This is a genomic window from Clostridium magnum DSM 2767 (genome assembly GCF_001623875.1).
Taxonomy (GTDB): domain Bacteria; phylum Bacillota; class Clostridia; order Clostridiales; family Clostridiaceae; genus Clostridium_AM; species Clostridium_AM magnum.
The window spans coordinates 389,489-405,267 of record NZ_LWAE01000005.1; the positions used below are offsets into that span (position 1 = coordinate 389,489).

At 31.2% G+C, this 15,779-nt stretch carries 15 protein-coding genes; 11 read left to right on the forward strand and 4 right to left on the reverse strand.

The window, feature by feature from the left end; all coding sequences use genetic code 11:
• Positions 1 to 74: 74 nt before the first annotated feature.
• The 3 genes from CLMAG_RS20725 to CLMAG_RS20735 form a co-directional block, all read right to left on the reverse strand.
• A complete protein-coding gene (locus CLMAG_RS20725; RefSeq protein ID WP_066626904.1) occupies positions 75 to 701 on the reverse strand; it encodes a DUF47 domain-containing protein in 627 nt (208 codons plus the stop codon).
• Positions 702 to 762: 61 nt separating this feature from the next.
• On the reverse strand, positions 763 to 1,800 hold the full coding sequence (locus tag CLMAG_RS20730; protein WP_066626905.1) for an inorganic phosphate transporter: 1,038 nt from the start codon (positions 1,798 to 1,800) through the stop codon (positions 763 to 765).
• 229 nt (positions 1,801 to 2,029) lie between these two features.
• Positions 2,030 to 2,611 (reverse strand): DJ-1/PfpI family protein, encoded by a 582-nt coding sequence (locus CLMAG_RS20735; RefSeq protein ID WP_066626907.1) that lies wholly within the window; start codon positions 2,609 to 2,611, stop codon positions 2,030 to 2,032.
• Between the two features lie 315 nt (positions 2,612 to 2,926).
• Between CLMAG_RS20735 and CLMAG_RS20740 the strand changes: the two genes are divergently transcribed.
• The 7 genes from CLMAG_RS20740 (at position 2,927) to glpT (ending at position 12,423) form a co-directional block, all read left to right on the forward strand.
• Positions 2,927 to 3,820, forward strand: a complete 894-nt coding sequence (locus CLMAG_RS20740; RefSeq protein ID WP_066626909.1) for a LysR family transcriptional regulator — start codon at positions 2,927 to 2,929, stop codon at positions 3,818 to 3,820.
• Positions 3,821 to 4,008: 188 nt separating this feature from the next.
• A complete protein-coding gene (locus CLMAG_RS20745; RefSeq protein ID WP_066626911.1) occupies positions 4,009 to 5,679 on the forward strand; it encodes a ribonuclease J in 1,671 nt (556 codons plus the stop codon).
• A gap of 193 nt (positions 5,680 to 5,872) precedes the next feature.
• The gene (locus CLMAG_RS20750) at positions 5,873 to 6,667 is read left to right on the forward strand and encodes a Cof-type HAD-IIB family hydrolase (RefSeq protein WP_066626912.1); all 795 of its coding nucleotides are present in this window, start codon (positions 5,873 to 5,875) and stop codon (positions 6,665 to 6,667) included.
• 167 nt (positions 6,668 to 6,834) lie between these two features.
• The gene (locus CLMAG_RS20755; protein ID WP_066626913.1) at positions 6,835 to 7,539 is read left to right on the forward strand and encodes a response regulator transcription factor; all 705 of its coding nucleotides are present in this window, start codon (positions 6,835 to 6,837) and stop codon (positions 7,537 to 7,539) included.
• Between the two features lie 51 nt (positions 7,540 to 7,590).
• Complete coding sequence (gene pnpS, locus CLMAG_RS20760) at positions 7,591 to 9,357, forward strand: two-component system histidine kinase PnpS (RefSeq protein WP_066626915.1); 1,767 nt, start codon at positions 7,591 to 7,593, stop codon at positions 9,355 to 9,357.
• Positions 9,358 to 9,684: 327 nt separating this feature from the next.
• Positions 9,685 to 11,028, forward strand: a complete 1,344-nt coding sequence (gene pgtP, locus CLMAG_RS20765) for a phosphoglycerate transporter protein PgtP (RefSeq protein ID WP_066626916.1) — start codon at positions 9,685 to 9,687, stop codon at positions 11,026 to 11,028.
• Positions 11,029 to 11,088: 60 nt separating this feature from the next.
• Positions 11,089 to 12,423: a glycerol-3-phosphate transporter gene (glpT, locus tag CLMAG_RS20770; protein ID WP_066627068.1), complete on the forward strand. Its 1,335-nt coding sequence runs from the start codon at positions 11,089 to 11,091 to the stop codon at positions 12,421 to 12,423.
• A gap of 153 nt (positions 12,424 to 12,576) precedes the next feature.
• Here glpT and CLMAG_RS20775 read toward each other — a convergent pair whose 3' ends face one another.
• Entirely contained in the window at positions 12,577 to 13,512 is a 936-nt protein-coding gene (locus tag CLMAG_RS20775) for a DMT family transporter (protein WP_139264184.1), read from the reverse strand.
• A 279-nt stretch (positions 13,513 to 13,791) separates the two neighbouring features.
• On the opposite strand from CLMAG_RS20775, the gene CLMAG_RS33925 reads away from it, so the two are divergent.
• The 4 genes from CLMAG_RS33925 to CLMAG_RS20790 all read left to right on the forward strand — a co-directional run bounded on the left by CLMAG_RS33925 (position 13,792) and on the right by CLMAG_RS20790 (position 15,773).
• Positions 13,792 to 14,268, forward strand: a complete 477-nt coding sequence (locus CLMAG_RS33925; protein ID WP_242873094.1) for an EamA family transporter — start codon at positions 13,792 to 13,794, stop codon at positions 14,266 to 14,268.
• Positions 14,265 to 14,507, forward strand: coding sequence for a hypothetical protein (locus CLMAG_RS33930; protein WP_242873095.1), 243 nt, complete (start codon positions 14,265 to 14,267; stop codon positions 14,505 to 14,507). The genes CLMAG_RS33925 and CLMAG_RS33930 overlap by 4 nt, the downstream gene beginning before the upstream one ends.
• Before the next feature lie 252 nt (positions 14,508 to 14,759).
• A complete protein-coding gene (locus CLMAG_RS20785; RefSeq protein ID WP_066626919.1) occupies positions 14,760 to 15,026 on the forward strand; it encodes a metal-sensing transcriptional repressor in 267 nt (88 codons plus the stop codon).
• A 246-nt stretch (positions 15,027 to 15,272) separates the two neighbouring features.
• Positions 15,273 to 15,773: a PadR family transcriptional regulator gene (locus tag CLMAG_RS20790; protein WP_066626921.1), complete on the forward strand. Its 501-nt coding sequence runs from the start codon at positions 15,273 to 15,275 to the stop codon at positions 15,771 to 15,773.
• Positions 15,774 to 15,779 lie beyond the last annotated feature (6 nt).

The window sequence follows — 15,779 nt, forward strand, 5'->3', positions numbered from 1 at the left end:
CAATTGGGAAATTACTCTTTTTAACAACTAATGAAACGAATATCCCTAAGTAAAGATATAAAAATTAATAAATACTATACCAACCTGACAACAATCTTATGAAAAACATCTACCGTATCACCAAAACACTTCCCTGCATCCTTAATATGGAGATAAACCTCTCTTCTTTTTAAAGCCTCTAAAGTATCAGAATGATTGAACTGGATAACCATACCCTTTCTATAAAGCTGCTCCATAGAGATTTCTTTTTCTCTCATAGGGTGTACAAAGTCTTCAGCATTTAAAGGATTTTCTTTAAGCATAGACAAGGCTTCCGCAAGTTCACTGGTGCCTTTGTTTAGTGCTTCTATCATAGAGAGAATAATATTGTCGCATTCTACATTATAGTCAACCATAGATTCTACGGTTGACTTTGAATAATCCAATATCTTGTCTATAGATTTAGATATTGTATATATGTCCTGTCTGTCAAAAGGAGTTATAAAGGATTGTATAAGTTTTTTTTCCATGTCTATACGAAGGATATCCGCTTCTTCAGAAAGTTTTATTACATTACTATATTTATCATGATTATCATTATCAGATAGCCATTCTAATATTGCGTTGATACCTTCATTCGTTAAACGTGCTTGATCAACAAGCATTTCATAAAAATCATATTTAGGTGGGAATAGATTATCTATAAATTTTTTATTATGCATAAAATTTCCTCCTCACAAAAAAGTCAATCAATATTAGTTATTTAATGTGGAACCAAAACAACTAAATAACTAGATTTGCTAAAGCAAAAACTGCAGCAGATACCAAGGCTGATGCAGGGATAGTTATAAGCCAAGCTGCTAGTATTTCCTTTGCAATTCCCCAATTTACTAACTTATACTCATCGCCTGCGCCAACTCCCATAATGCTTCCGACCACAACGTGAGTTGTTGATACAGGAGCTCCCAGTGTGGTTGCAAGAATAAGGGAGCAACCAGAAGAAAGCTGAGAGTTAAGGCTGTGAAGAGATCTTATGGTAAATATTTCTCTGCCAAGGGTTTTCATTATTGACCATCCTCCAAACATAGTTCCAACAAACATAGTTAAACCTGAGATAATTCTTATCCATAATGGAGGTGTATTGAAGGAAACATGATTAACACAGGTAATTGCTAGAGTAATAATACCTACAACTTTTTGGGCATCATTAGCTCCGTGACTGTATGCTAAAAGCGATGACATAATCCATTGAAGTTTGTTGATTGTTTTATTTAACTCATATTTAGAATTTTTTAAGATTATTTTTGAAATTACCTGTAATAAATATGCTGCGGTAAAACCAGCAATTGGAGAGATAATTAAACCGATGATAATCTTCATGATTCCAACTAGGTGTGGAGCTTTAGTAAAAAGTTCATTCCATCCCCATAAAATATGATTTGCACCGCTGGATATCCAGACAGAGCCCACTAATCCACCGACTAGTGCATGAGTTGAACTTGATGGCAAACCAAAATGCCAGGTTATGAGATTCCAGGTTATAGCACCAATCATTGATGAAAGTAGGATTTTCAATATAAATGGACTTGGTGGAAGATTTACAATCTTTGATACCGTATTTGCAACAGCACTGCCGCCTATTATTGCTCCAAGCAAACCAAAAAACGAAGCAAGTATAATTGCCTGTGCAGGAGAGGCAGCACCACTGGTTATAAAAGTGGCTACAACTGAACTAGCGTCATTTAATCCATTGGTCAGTGTAAAAATTAAAGCAGTTAAGATAACTATAATTAGCAAAATATATAAATTGACAGTAACCATGTTAATCACCACTTTTCATAGAATAGAAATATTTATTAATATATAACTAAAAATAATTACCTTTACTATGGTTAAATCTCTAATTATAGCATTTAACTAAAATCTTATAATATTCTATGCTGTTTTAAAATTAAATATTGGTAATTCTTAAAAAATAAACTTAAATTTAAAAAAACTAAAGTACTATAAGGAAGTCTACATTATTCTAAGAAGCAGTCTTTCTTATATTTTAAAATCCCATTAAATGCTTAACGTTACTGCAGTTTTCTTTAGATGTAAGCAACTCTAAAAGTTTAAAGGCAACATCAAAAGCAGTTGCAGGGTTATAGGAGGTGATAATATTTTTATCTAAAACAATTGGTTTATCAGGAATAACCTTTGCCCCAAATTCTGATAATTGTTTTTGTCTTATACCGTTCAACTTATAAGTAGTAGCATTTCTTCCAGCCAGTATTCCACTTTTACCAATAGGAAGAGCTCCAACGCAGATTGAAGCTATTATTTTTCCTGATTTATCAAATTCTCTAATTAAGTCTAAAAAATCTTCACTGTAGGCGTCCTTATAAAAGCCTGCTTCTTCAAAGCCACCTGGTATTGCAAGGGCATCAAATTCATCAATATTTACATCGCTTACTTTCAGTTCAGGAATTACTGTAAAGTTCCAGGTACATTTAATCTTATTCCTTAATCCTACTGTTACTAAATCGGTAGTGCCATCACCTTCTAATCTGTTCCATCCTATAACGTCTGTAAAAACACTTGCTTCCACTGCTTCAAAGCCATTAGCAAGAAGTAATAATACTTTTTTCATAGTCAACCATCTCCTTTTAAGATATTCAGCCTCATACATTAACTTACTGCTGGTATTCATATGGATATAAATTCCCAACTATTAAGAATTTAAAGCTACTCGATAACTAACTGCCGCTAATCTCTCAGCTTTACAAGATGCGAGATCAGTGACAATAAGTTCCTATAGGAATAACAAACATAAGCCAAGCTTCAGACTTGATGCCTATAGTATAAACCTATATGTACTATCAGTAAAATTGAAATAAATGAATTAAATAATCGAAAAATGTGATATTGTAATATTACAGATTTAATAAAAAGAAGGATGAGAAGAATGGAGATTAGACATTTACAAACCTTTATTTCTATAGTTGAACTTGGAGGATTTACAAAAGCAGCAGATCACTTGGGATATGCCCAGTCTACAATAACAGCCCATATTCAAATTTTAGAAGATGAAATAGGTGATGCTTTATTTGATCGATTAGGTAAAAAAATTCTTTTGACTAATGTTGGTAAAGAATTAGTACCCTATGCTAGGCAAATGCTACAGCTATACAAAGAAATTAAAAACATAACTGCAGAACAGAAGGGGGTTTCTGGAGATATAATTATTGGGGCAGGTGAGTCATTATCCGTATACCGTTTGGGAAAAATTCTAAAGGAATATAAAAGAAGTTTTCCAAAGGTAAACATTATTCTTAGAAATTCTATTTGCAGTGATTTGAGGAGCAGGCTACATAGTGGAGAATTGGATATTATATTTACTATTGAACCTAAAATTAATGATAGGGATTTAATTGTTAGAAATTTAAAAGATGAATCCATGGTCATTATTAGTGAATCTGATGAATCATTAGAAGGTTTATCAACAAATTGTGAAAATCAGATTTCAAAAGAAAATATTATATTTAGTGAAAGAGGTTGCAGCTTTAGAATATCTTTTGAAAAGTATTTAAAAGAGAAAAAAATAAAATATTTAAATCCACTAGAATTTTCAAGTATAGAGGCTATTAAAAAGTGTGTAATAAATGGACTAGGGATTTCAGTATTACCTTATTATGCAGTTAAAAATGAAATAAATAATGGAAGTCTTAAAATGTTAGAGTTAAAGGAACCCTTTGATAAATATTTAACGCAACTTGTCTATCATAAAAATAAGAGAATATCCCTTGCTATGAGTAAGTTAATAGAAATTACACTAAAAAATTCCACTAGATGGGAATAAAGTAACTATGACCATTTATAATTGAGTTTGATAATATATAGTATATGATATATAATATATTATAGATTTACATAGTAGCAAAGAAAATTTATGAGAGAAGCTTAATAAAAATAAAGAAAATTAAATCATTATTTTTGTAGGAAATAAAATTGATGGTAAGGAAGATTCTTTACTAGACAGGAGATTAGATGATAAATAAAAATATAAGTAAAGTAAAAGTTATACCTCTAGGAGGACTAGGGGAAATAGGAAAAAATATCACAGCTATAGAGTATGATAATGAAATTATTGTTATAGATTGTGGCTTAGCCTTTCCAGATGCAGAAATGTATGGTGTAGATTTAGTTATACCTAATATAACATATCTGCTAAATAATAGAGAAAAGGTAAAAGGATTCTTTTTAACTCATGGACATGAAGACCATATAGGTGCGCTTCCATATGTTCTTAAGCAACTAAATGTAGCGGTTTATGGAACAAAATTGACTTTAAGTTTGGTAAAAAGTAAATTAGAAGAACATAAAATACTATCTGATTGTACACTGAGTGAGGTTAAGCAAGGAGAGGAGGTTAAAACCGAAAAATTTAGAGTTGAATTTATAAGAACCTGCCACAGTATTGCAGATGCCTGTGCATTGGCGATACATACCCCTGAAGGTGTTATAGTTCATACAGGAGATTTTAAAATAGATTATACACCTATAGATGGAAAAGTAATAAACCTTCATCGTTTTGCAAAGCTAGGAACTGAAAAGGTACTGTTATTAATGGCAGATAGTACTAATGCTGAACGTTCTGGCTATACAGTTTCAGAAAAGATTATAGGAGAAAACCTAACAAGGATTTTTGAAAGGTCAAAGGGTAGAGTAATTGTGGCTACCTTTGCATCAAATATCAATAGAATTCAACAAATTATTAATGCATCTTTGTCTTATGGAAGAAAAGTTGCTTTTAGTGGAAGAAGCATGGAAAAAATATCTGCAATAGCAATAGAGTTAGGATATATGCAGTTGCCGGAAGATCAACTTATAAGCGTAGAGGATATTAATAAATATCCATCAGAGAGAATAACTATTATAACTACAGGAAGTCAAGGAGAACCAATGTCTGCTCTTTCGAGAATTGCTTCTTCAAATCATAAAAATATTACAATTACAAAGGGAGATTTAGTAATTATATCAGCTTCGCCTATTCCGGGGAATAGAAAGCTAATATCCAGATTAATAGATGAACTATTTAGTAAGGGCGCAGAGGTAATCTATGATGCTAAAGAAGAAATTCATGTTTCAGGTCATGCTTGTCAGGAAGAACTGAAATTAATGCACACTTTGATTAAGCCTAAGTTTTTCATGCCTGTTCATGGCGAATATAGGCATCTAAAACAACATAAATTACTAGCTGAAAACCTTGGTATGGATGCTAAAAATATATTCATTTTAGAAACTGGCCAGGTGCTAGAATTAAGTAGAAATGCTGCCAGAAAATCGGGAGTAGTAACATCAGGTTCCATTATGGTAGATGGTATTGGAATTGGTGATGTAGGAAATGTAGTACTTCGAGATAGAAGACATCTGTCACAGGATGGCATATTGACAGTAGTTGTAACAATAGATAAAGCATCCTTTAGTATACTTTCGGGGCCGGATATTGTTACAAGAGGATTTATTTTTGTAAGAGAATCAGGAGATTTAATAAGTGAAGCAACAGAAGTAGTAAAAGCAGAGTTAGATAAATGTATGGAAAGAAAAATTACAGAATGGTTTGTAATAAAGTCTAACATCAAAAATTCATTAGGTCAGTTCTTATACAGTAAAACAAGAAGAAATCCTATTATTTTACCAATAATTATGGAAATATAACAATTTAATCGTATTAAATATGTTAAGGCTCAGAATGCTCCATAAATGTGAGATATCACTTATTTATGGAGTTATTTTTCTGTTTTAAGATAATAGTACTTGTTTATTTAATTGTAGAACCATACTTTGAGAAGAGACGAAATTTATGTTACTATTATTCTATAATTTTATTATACATTTGGAGGAATAATTAATGATCAAACTTATAGCAACAGATCTAGATGGTACCTTGATAAATGATCATGGAAAAATTAATGAAAAGATTTTCGACTTAATAGAATATTTAACTGAAAAGAAAATAATCTTTGCAGCAGCTAGTGGAAGGTTTTATTCTCAGCTTAGTGAAAATTTTGAAAAAGTTAACTCTGATATGCTTTTTATTGCACACAATGGTGCTTTGATAAAATATCATAAATCCGGCAAAGTTCTCTATTCGAACTGTATCCTAAAAGAAGATATAAAAACTGTAGTGAACTTTAAACGTGAGTTAGGTGAGGAACTATTTTTAGCATCAGATACTACAGCATACATTGCAAATCCTTCTGAGCATATGCTTGCTATATTTAATCATGTATCAGTACCGGCAGCAGTTGTAAAATCCTTTGAGGAAGTAAAATGTCCTATTTACAGAATGACCTACTATGTAAAAGATGGTGTAAAACCAGCAATACTAGAATATTTAAAAAGTAATTTAAATGATAATCTTGAATTTGTGGTATCAGGAAGTAATTGGATAGACATTACAAATAAGGGCGTAAGTAAAGGCAATGCTATAAAAATGCTCCAAGAGAAATTTAATATTAGTGAAAAAAATACAATGGTCTTTGGGGATTATTATAATGATCTAACTATGTTTAAAGCAGCACATTACAGCTATGCTATGGAAAATGCACCGGAGGATGTAAAGAAACATGCTAATTTTATAGCAGAAAGTAACAACAATAATGGAGTATACAACATAATAAATAATTATGCAGCTTCCCTATAGAATTTTAATGGAGAAATCTAACTTATGCTGAGGTATATGATACCGTACTTAAGTTAAAATTTTTCATGGATGTCAATGATGTAAATATCGATGTCTATATTTTTTTATTGTGTATAAAGTTGTATAATAACCTTAGTTATATAAAAATTGTTTTAAGGAGATCTTTAATGAAGAGGGGAAAAGTATTAATAGTAGATGATGAAATTAATATAACAGAACTTATTGCTGTAAATCTTGAAGAGGAGTTTGATGTAATAATCTGCTACAACGGGTTAGAGGCAGTAGATATTGCTAGTAAGGAAATTCCAGATATTATATTGCTAGACATTATGCTTCCAGGAATTGATGGATTTGAGGTTTGCAGAAAAATAAGAAATAATAAGAGTACTAGCGAAATACCTATAATAATGCTTACGGTAAAAAGAGAAGAGAAGGACAAAGTCCAAGGACTTAAGTTAGGTGCAGATGATTATATAACTAAGCCCTTTAGTATAAATGAACTACTGGCAAGGATAGATGCTGTCCTTAGAAGAGTAGCTAGTAAATCCCATATTGATGAAAATAGAAATAATGATATTATACAAATAGGGGATATAGAAATAGATAATAATAAATATGAGGTTAAGAAAAAAGGAATTATTATAGAGCTTACCCTAAGAGAATTTAAATTATTACAGACCTTGATTAAGCATAAAGGTCAATTGGTTTCAAGAGAAGTTCTATTAAAGGAAGTTTGGGGATATAATAATGCTGGTGATTCAAGAACTTTAGATGTACATATAAGAAAACTAAGGAAAAAATTAGAGGATAACGATAAATTTCCTCAGTATATAGAGACAGTAAGAGGTCTTGGCTACATGATCAAGGGGTAATTTTTACTTAATAGAAAGCAGATTCTACATTGAATTTAAGCAGGTGATGCCGTGAGAAGAAAATTATTTACAACTTATATTATTTTACTGATAATAGGCTCTTTAATTACTGGGGCTTTATGTTTAAGCTTTGTAAGAACTTTTTATATAAAAAATCTACAGGATAAACTTATTAGTAATGGCAAATTAATTTCTAATAACCTCTTAAATTTAGTAGATAAAAAGGACAAAGTTGATTATCTTCTTTTAGCTCAAAGGTTCTCTTCACAAGTAGATGCAGAAATAACATTCTTAGATGATAAGGGAAATGTATTAGCTGATTCTAAAAACAATAAATTGATATCTGAAAATCAGATGGATAAGCTTGAAGTACAGAACTGTTTACGTAATAAATTTGGTACAAGTGATAGATATGATAAGTTTAGTGGAGAGAAGATTTTATATGTGGCACTAAGTCCAGTAAAGGTATATGAAAATAGAGTTATTGTAAGACTTGGAGTATCCCTTAATGGCTTCGATAATCTTAATAAAGTATTCTTAAGTTGTACATTAATCTCAATACTTGTAGGTGTTCTTGTAGCTATGGTTGTTGGATGCTTTTTTTTAGATAACATAATGAATCCCATTCAGAAGTTAAATAATGTTGCAAAAAAGATATCTAGAGGAAATTTTAACCATAAAGTTAAAATTAGGACGAGAGATGAACTTCAAGAACTGGCAGATAGCTTTAATCATATGTCCTTTAGTATAAGTAATATGATATCACAGCTTGATTATAAAAATTCACAATTGAATTCAATTTTAAATAGTATAACTCATGGAATGGTGGCGATTGATTCTAATTGGAATATAATACTTTTAAATCCTGCAGTAAGGAGAATTCTAAATTTACATAAAGGTCTTGGTATGGGAGATAATTTAAGGACTATTATAGAAGAGCAGGAACTGTGTAATTTAATTAAAGAAACCTTTAATGATAACATCCATAAAGAAAGAGAAGTAAAATTAACTTGTAATAATGATAGAATATTTAAAGTATATACAAATCCGATTGACTATGATACTAAAGTACAAACGGATGAAAAGGGTATAATTGTGATCTTGCAGGATATTACAGAAGTGAAGCATCTTGAAAGGATGAGAAGTGAATTTGTTGCTAATGTTTCTCATGAATTGAAAACACCACTAACTACAATAATGGGTTTTGTAGAGACAATAAAGCGAAAAGCTGGTGAGGACGCTGAAAAAAGAAGGAGATTTTTAGATATTATAACTGAAGAAGTTGAAAGGTTGAAAAGACTTATTGAAGATATTCTTCTTTTATCACACTTGGAAAAGAGTTCCTCTTTAGACCAGTTAGAAGAAATAAATATATATAAGGAATTGGATACTATCCTTTATATGTTGACTCCCTCTGCAGGTAAAAAAGATATATGTATTGATTTATCTATAAAAAGAAACTTTACATTATATGTACGGAGCAGAAATTTGTTTAAGCAGATGATAATAAATCTTATAGATAATGCCATAAAATATACTCAGTCAGGTGGCAATGTTAGAGTTTTAGCATATATAAAAGAAGAAATTGTCTTTATTAGTATAAGAGATACTGGAATTGGTATACCAAAAGAGGATGCAGCAAGAGTATTTGAAAGGTTTTACAGGGTGGACAAATCTAGAAGTCGTAACCAGGGAGGAACAGGATTGGGTTTAGCTATTGTAAAACATATAGTATCCGAATTAGATGGCACCATATCCCTTAACAGTGAAATAAATAAGGGCAGTGAATTTATTATACAGTTACCGTATCGTAAGTAAAATTTGAATTAGATGCAATTTTATATCAAAAATAAGTTTAAGAAACTACTACTAGTGTGTTTATTAAAATATGCTTAGTAGTAGTTTTTGTTTGGATAAATAAAACATATATGCCTAAGAAAACGTTGACAAGGTTAAAAAAGGAGAATATAATGTTAATTAAGTTAATAATGTTAACAATGTTAAGTTTATTAAAAGTGTTAACTACAAATCGGTTTATTTAGAATATTAGTTTGTATTATGGATTAATTTAGTATATAGTAATTAATTGGGAATGTAATTCTATTAAATACATTCCTTAGAAAATCGATTTGGAGTTAAGAAACAATGATGAATTTTTTAAAACCAGCAGGGAGTAAACCTTATCTATCCGGTGAAAAAGTGGACAAGGTATACAAAAAGCTGCGATTTCAAGTACTTACAAGTATATTTATCGGATATGCAGCCTATTATCTTGTGAGAAAAAATTTTATACTAGCGGTGCCATATTTAATAAATGAAGGGTTAGATTCAGGAAAACTAGGTTTTGCAGCAGCAGTGTTACCTTTTAGTTATGGCATAAGTAAATTTCTTATGGGAGTTATCTCCGATAGAAGCAATCCAAGGATATTTTTACCTATTGGACTTATACTTTCAGGAATCACTAGCATTTTGTTAGGAACTACTTCTAATCTGACTTTGATTACGATTCTCATGTTTTTAAACGGATGGTTTCAGGGAATGGGATGGCCAGCCTGTGGAAGGGTAATGTCCCATTGGTTTTCTGATGGAGAACGTGGAATGAAAATGTCCATATGGAATGTATCTCATAACTTTGGTGGAGGAATAGTAGCATCTATAGCAAGTATAGGAATAATTCTTTTTGGAACTTGGAGGAGTTTATTTTACTTTCCGGCAATTATTTCTATTTTAATAGGTATAGGGTGTTTGATATTTTTAAGAGATACACCTCAATCCTGCGGATTACCGCCAATTGAAGAGTACAAAAATGATTATCCAGATATTCATGTAGATGATCCAGAAAGAGAGTTATATGCAAAGGAAATATTATTTAAGTATGTATTAAATAATAAGTACCTGTGGTATTTAGCTATAGCTAATATATTTGTATATATGGTTCGTTATGGAATCCTAGATTGGTCTAATGTATATCTTACAACAGTAAAAGGAGCACCGGAGTGGTTGGCACAGTGGTGTTATTCCCTATATGAATATGCTGGAATACCAGGAATACTAGTTTCAGGTTGGCTTAGTGACAAGTATTTTAAAGGCCGTAGAGGCCCAGTTTCAACAATTTGTATGACATTTGTAACGCTGGCTATATTAGTTTACTGGATGAATCCAGCTGATAACCATACGGTAGATGTAATAGCACTGCTGCTTATTGGTTGCTTAATATACGTTCCAGTTGTTCTTGTTGGAATCGCAGCCATAGACATAGTGCCAAAAAAGGCTGCGGGAACAGCTGCTGGATTTACAGGCTTGTTTGGATATTTGTTTGGAACGGCAGTGGCAGATTGGGCAATAGGGATAGCTCTTCAATACATTGGTTGGACTTTAGTCTTTATGATGCTTGTTGCGGCCTGTGTTTTTGGGACGGTGTTTCTTGCATTAACTTGGAATATTCATGATAGAGAAAGATTTCATGAAGAAGATGATGACATTGTATAACATTTTAACCTTTAAATACTCATTTAATGTATATTTAGAAAAGGAGGAGAAGTTAAAGTGATTGGAATTTTTAAACCGGCCTCATATATAGAGAGGCTGCCAAAAGAGAAAATTGACCCAGCTTATAAAAGATACAGATTACAGGTGTTTTTAAGTATCTATATAGGGTACATGATTTACTACTTTGTTAGAAGCAATTTCTCATTAGCAAAAGCTTACTTAGTACATGAAGGCTTTACTAAAACACAACTTGGACTTGTAGCTTCCGCTCTTGGATTAGCCTATGGTATAAGCAAATTTGTAATGGGTAATTTATCAGACAGATCAAATCCAAGATATTTCCTAGCTGCAGGATTAATACTTTCAGGAATTGTAAATTTATTTTTCCCAATAACAACAAGTGTTACTTTTATGTTTGTATTAATGTTTCTAAATGGATGGTTTCAAGGAATGGGGTGGCCTCCATGTGGAAGAACAATGACTCACTGGTTCTCTGACGGAGAACGTGGTGTTAAAATGTCTATATGGAATACTGCTCATAATGTTGGCGGCGGATTTATTGCTGTTATTGCATTAATAGGTGTTTCAATGTTTGGAAGTTGGAAGGGGTTATTCTATTTACCAGCGTTAATAGCAATCTGCGGTGGTATATTATATATCGTATTTGCTAAAGATACTCCTCAATCCGTTGGACTTCCTCCAATAGAGGAGTACAAAAATGACTATCCAGAGGTAAAAGTGGATGACAGAGAAAGAGAAATGACTGGTAAAGAAATACTATTTAAGTATGTATTAAATAATAAGTATTTATGGTATATTGCTATTGCAAACGTTTTTGTATATCTTGTTAGATATGGAGTTATAAATTGGGTTCCAACATATCTGCAAGAAGCAAAACATTTTAGCCATAAAGATACAGCTATTGCTTTTCAGATATATGAATATGCAGCAATTCCAGGAACTATAATAGTTGGATGGATAAGTGATAGATTCTTCAGTGGTCGTCGTGCTCCAATTGGCATAATATGTATGATTGGTGTTACCGTAGGAGTATTTGTTTATTGGAATAGCAGTAGTCTTATTGTTATAAACGTTACACTAGCAGCTATAGGTGCATTAATTTACGGTCCGGTTATGCTTATAGGTGTAAGTGCATTGGATATGGTACCTAAAAAAGCAGGCGGTACTGCTGCTGGTTTTACAGGACTATTTGGATATATGGGTGGACAGGTTGTAGCTGAAATAGTAATGGGTATGGTAGTTGATAAGTTTAGCTGGGATGGCGGATTTATGTTACTTTTAGCATCCTGTGTACTTTCTATAGTATTCTTGTCCTTTACTTGGAACGTTCATGATAGATCTAAATATAACATGAACGAAGACGTAACAGCATAAAATGAAGTGGAAACTTGAATCAGATGGGGTTTCATACCCCAGCTGATTCTTAGTTGAACGAATCCAGGGACATAGCCGATCTTTACTCTCACTTTGAAGAAAGTGGGAGTATTAGAGCGGGTAGTCATCGGATAAAAACAGCATCAAGTGTATCTACTCACTACACTTGATGCTGTTTTTAGCATTAACCTTTTCTTTAGATTTGAAAAGAGTCTTTATAAAATTCAATTTAGTTTCAGAGATTAGAATAGCAATAAAAATTGCCATGCAACCTAAAATCATATGTGATGTAAAAACTTCATTAAGGATTATTATAGATAAAATTGCTCCAAATACAGATTCTAAACACAATATAATTCCAACATGATTAGGATGAGCATATTTTTGTGCAATATTTTGAATTAAAAATGCTATCATGGTGCTAAATACTACAAGATAAAAAATACTAATAAAGCCGTCCTTGCTTATACCATTAAATTTAGGTTCAAACAATAAGGCTGATATTAAAGATAGAATTCCGGTAAATAGCATTTGAGTAACTGAAAGTATTATAGGATTAGATTTTCTGGAAAAGTGAGATATGGCTACTATATGGGCAGCAAAAAATACAGCACATATAAGTGTGAGCCAGTCGCCAAAATTCATACTTAATTTAAAACCATCTGTAAGGTTTAAAAATCCAATACCTGAAAGTGCTAATATTGTAGAGAAAATAGAGTATATATCTGGTCTTTTTTTCTCCACGGCCCAAACCAAAAACGGAATTATTACTACATAAGTCGCTGTGAGAAAGGCTTGCTTTCCTACTGTTGTATACTGCAGCCCTATAGTCTGTGTTGCAAAGCCGGTAAACAAAAATATTCCAACTATACATCCATATAAAATATCTTTTTTAGTAATTTTCTTTATAGTTTTAAAAAAAATCAATGCCATCAAAATAGATGCAATTAAAAATCTCACAGCCATCATATATAGAGGTGTTATGCTATTTAAAGCATCTTTAACTGCAACAAAGCCACCACCCCATATCATTGTTGTGAATAATAGGGCTATGTCTGCTAATAAGCTTTTTTTCGTTTTATATTTCATAATTATGTTATATAGGGTTACAAAGCATAAGTTTGTGACTCTATATAGTAATCCCCCCTTAATATTTATTAAATATTAACTGCAAAAAATAGTTATAATGACAATTATGTTTCATTAAATTATATCATTATAGGAGAAAGAAAGATAGTAAAAAACCGTAAAAGTTAAGGTGATATAGTAGCTTAGAGGTATATTAAGTTTCAATATAATGTGATATACTAAATAAAGTTTTTGGTGGTGGAAAAATAAGGACATAAAGGCAATTGTCTAACTTAAGGAGTGGATGTAGATGTATTCGTGGCTTTGGATGGTAATTATATTTGGAATTTTATTGGGTTTTGGGATATAACTAAAAAGAAAGCATTTAAACAAAATTCCGTAGTAAGTGTACTAGCTTTTTATTCTATATTTTGTTTTATTTTTGTATCCTTTGAATTCAGCAATGCTATTAATCTGAGTGGGGATAAAATTCTTATAATTTTTATTAAGACCTTCATTATATTTTTCAGTTGGGTATTAGGTTTTACTGCAATTAAGCAGCTGCCTATAAGTATTGTAACACCCTTTGATACTGTAAACCCTCTGTTTTCTATAATTTTAGGCATTATAATATTAGGAGAGAGTCTTGGATTATTGCAAGGTGTAGGTATTGTAATAATGTTAGTAGCCTATTATTTTATAGGTAAGGTAGGTTCAAAGGAAATAACAAAAGTATTTAAGAATAAATACTTACTTTTATTTTATGATATCCAGTGATTTGTGTTATAAGTGCAACTATCGATAAGATAGCTTTAAGATCAATTAACCCTGGGCAAATGCAGTTTTGGTTCTGCCTATTCATATCTATATTTAATATGGAAGCATTACTATATACGAAATGGAAATCAGAAGATAAAATTTCTATAAAGCTGGATTATAACATACCCCTTATGAGTTTACTTTTGACTATTTCAGATAGAATCTATTTTATTGCAGTAAATATTCCTTCAAGCTAAATATCGGTAATTATGCCTCTTAGAAAAATATCCATCTTTATTTCTGTAATTGTAGGTGGCATAATCTTTAAAGAGGAAAATCTTAGAGAAAAGTTTTGTTGTATTTGTTTATTGATTATAGGTATTGTATTGGTGTTTATCGGGAAATGAATAAGTTTTTTCAGCATTACGTTAAATTACTATTGAAATAAATCTATAGCTATTTTATAATCAAGATGCACCCACATAGGGAGGGGGCATAGGAGGTGTACTATGAACGAAGAAAAGAAAAAATCAATACAAGCTTTAAAAACTTCCAAAGGACAAATTGAAGGAATAATAAAGATGATTGAAGATGGAAGGTATTGTATTGACATATCTAATCAAATGGTTGCCGCTCAGTCATTGTTAAAAAAAGCCAACTTATTAATTTTAAAGCAGCATCTCAATCATTGTGTAAAAGATGCTTTTATAAATAACAGTGGAGATGAAAAAGTAGATGAGATAATGGATTTACTTTCAAAATTATTAAAAGACTAAATATAAACGTATTTCAAAGAGGTGTAAATATTTATACCTCTTTTTTGAGGTGCATTTGACAAAAACAAATTACATAAATTATTAAAGTCCAGCTAAGAAGATTAGTAAAAAAGGCTTTATGGAAAATTTATAAGTTCGTTCCATTAATTGACATATTGCGTTTTTTAAGTTAATATATATCTATAATCAATATATCAGTTCGATATATTGATTATAGATATATTATTTACATTTATGGAGGAAACTATGCTGGAATATGTTATCGAAGGTTTGCTTATGCAGAATGATATGAGTGGATACGATATGAAACAGAACATTGATAGCGTGAAATACTTTAATGCGAGCTATGGTAGCATTTATCCAACGTTAAAAAAAATGAAGACAGAAGGACTAATAACGTCAAAGGAAATAGTTGAGGGCGGAAAATATAAAAAAATGTATAGTATTAATGATGAAGGAAGAGAAAAATTCTTAGAATGGCTTCAAAAACCTATTGATATAATACGGTCAGATAATGAACACCTTGTTAAAATGTCTTTTTATAAATATCTGCCTAAAGAAAAGTTAAAGGATTTAATCCCTGAACTCATTATAAATGTAAGTGCAATGATTCGGAGATTAGAGGTTTTTAAGGCAAAACTTGAAAAAGATATGGATGAATTTCAGGTCTGGACAGTTATATTCGGAATTGACTATTATTGCTTTTTAAAAAGATGGTATCAGAGGTTTTTAGAAGAACTTAATTAAAAGTAA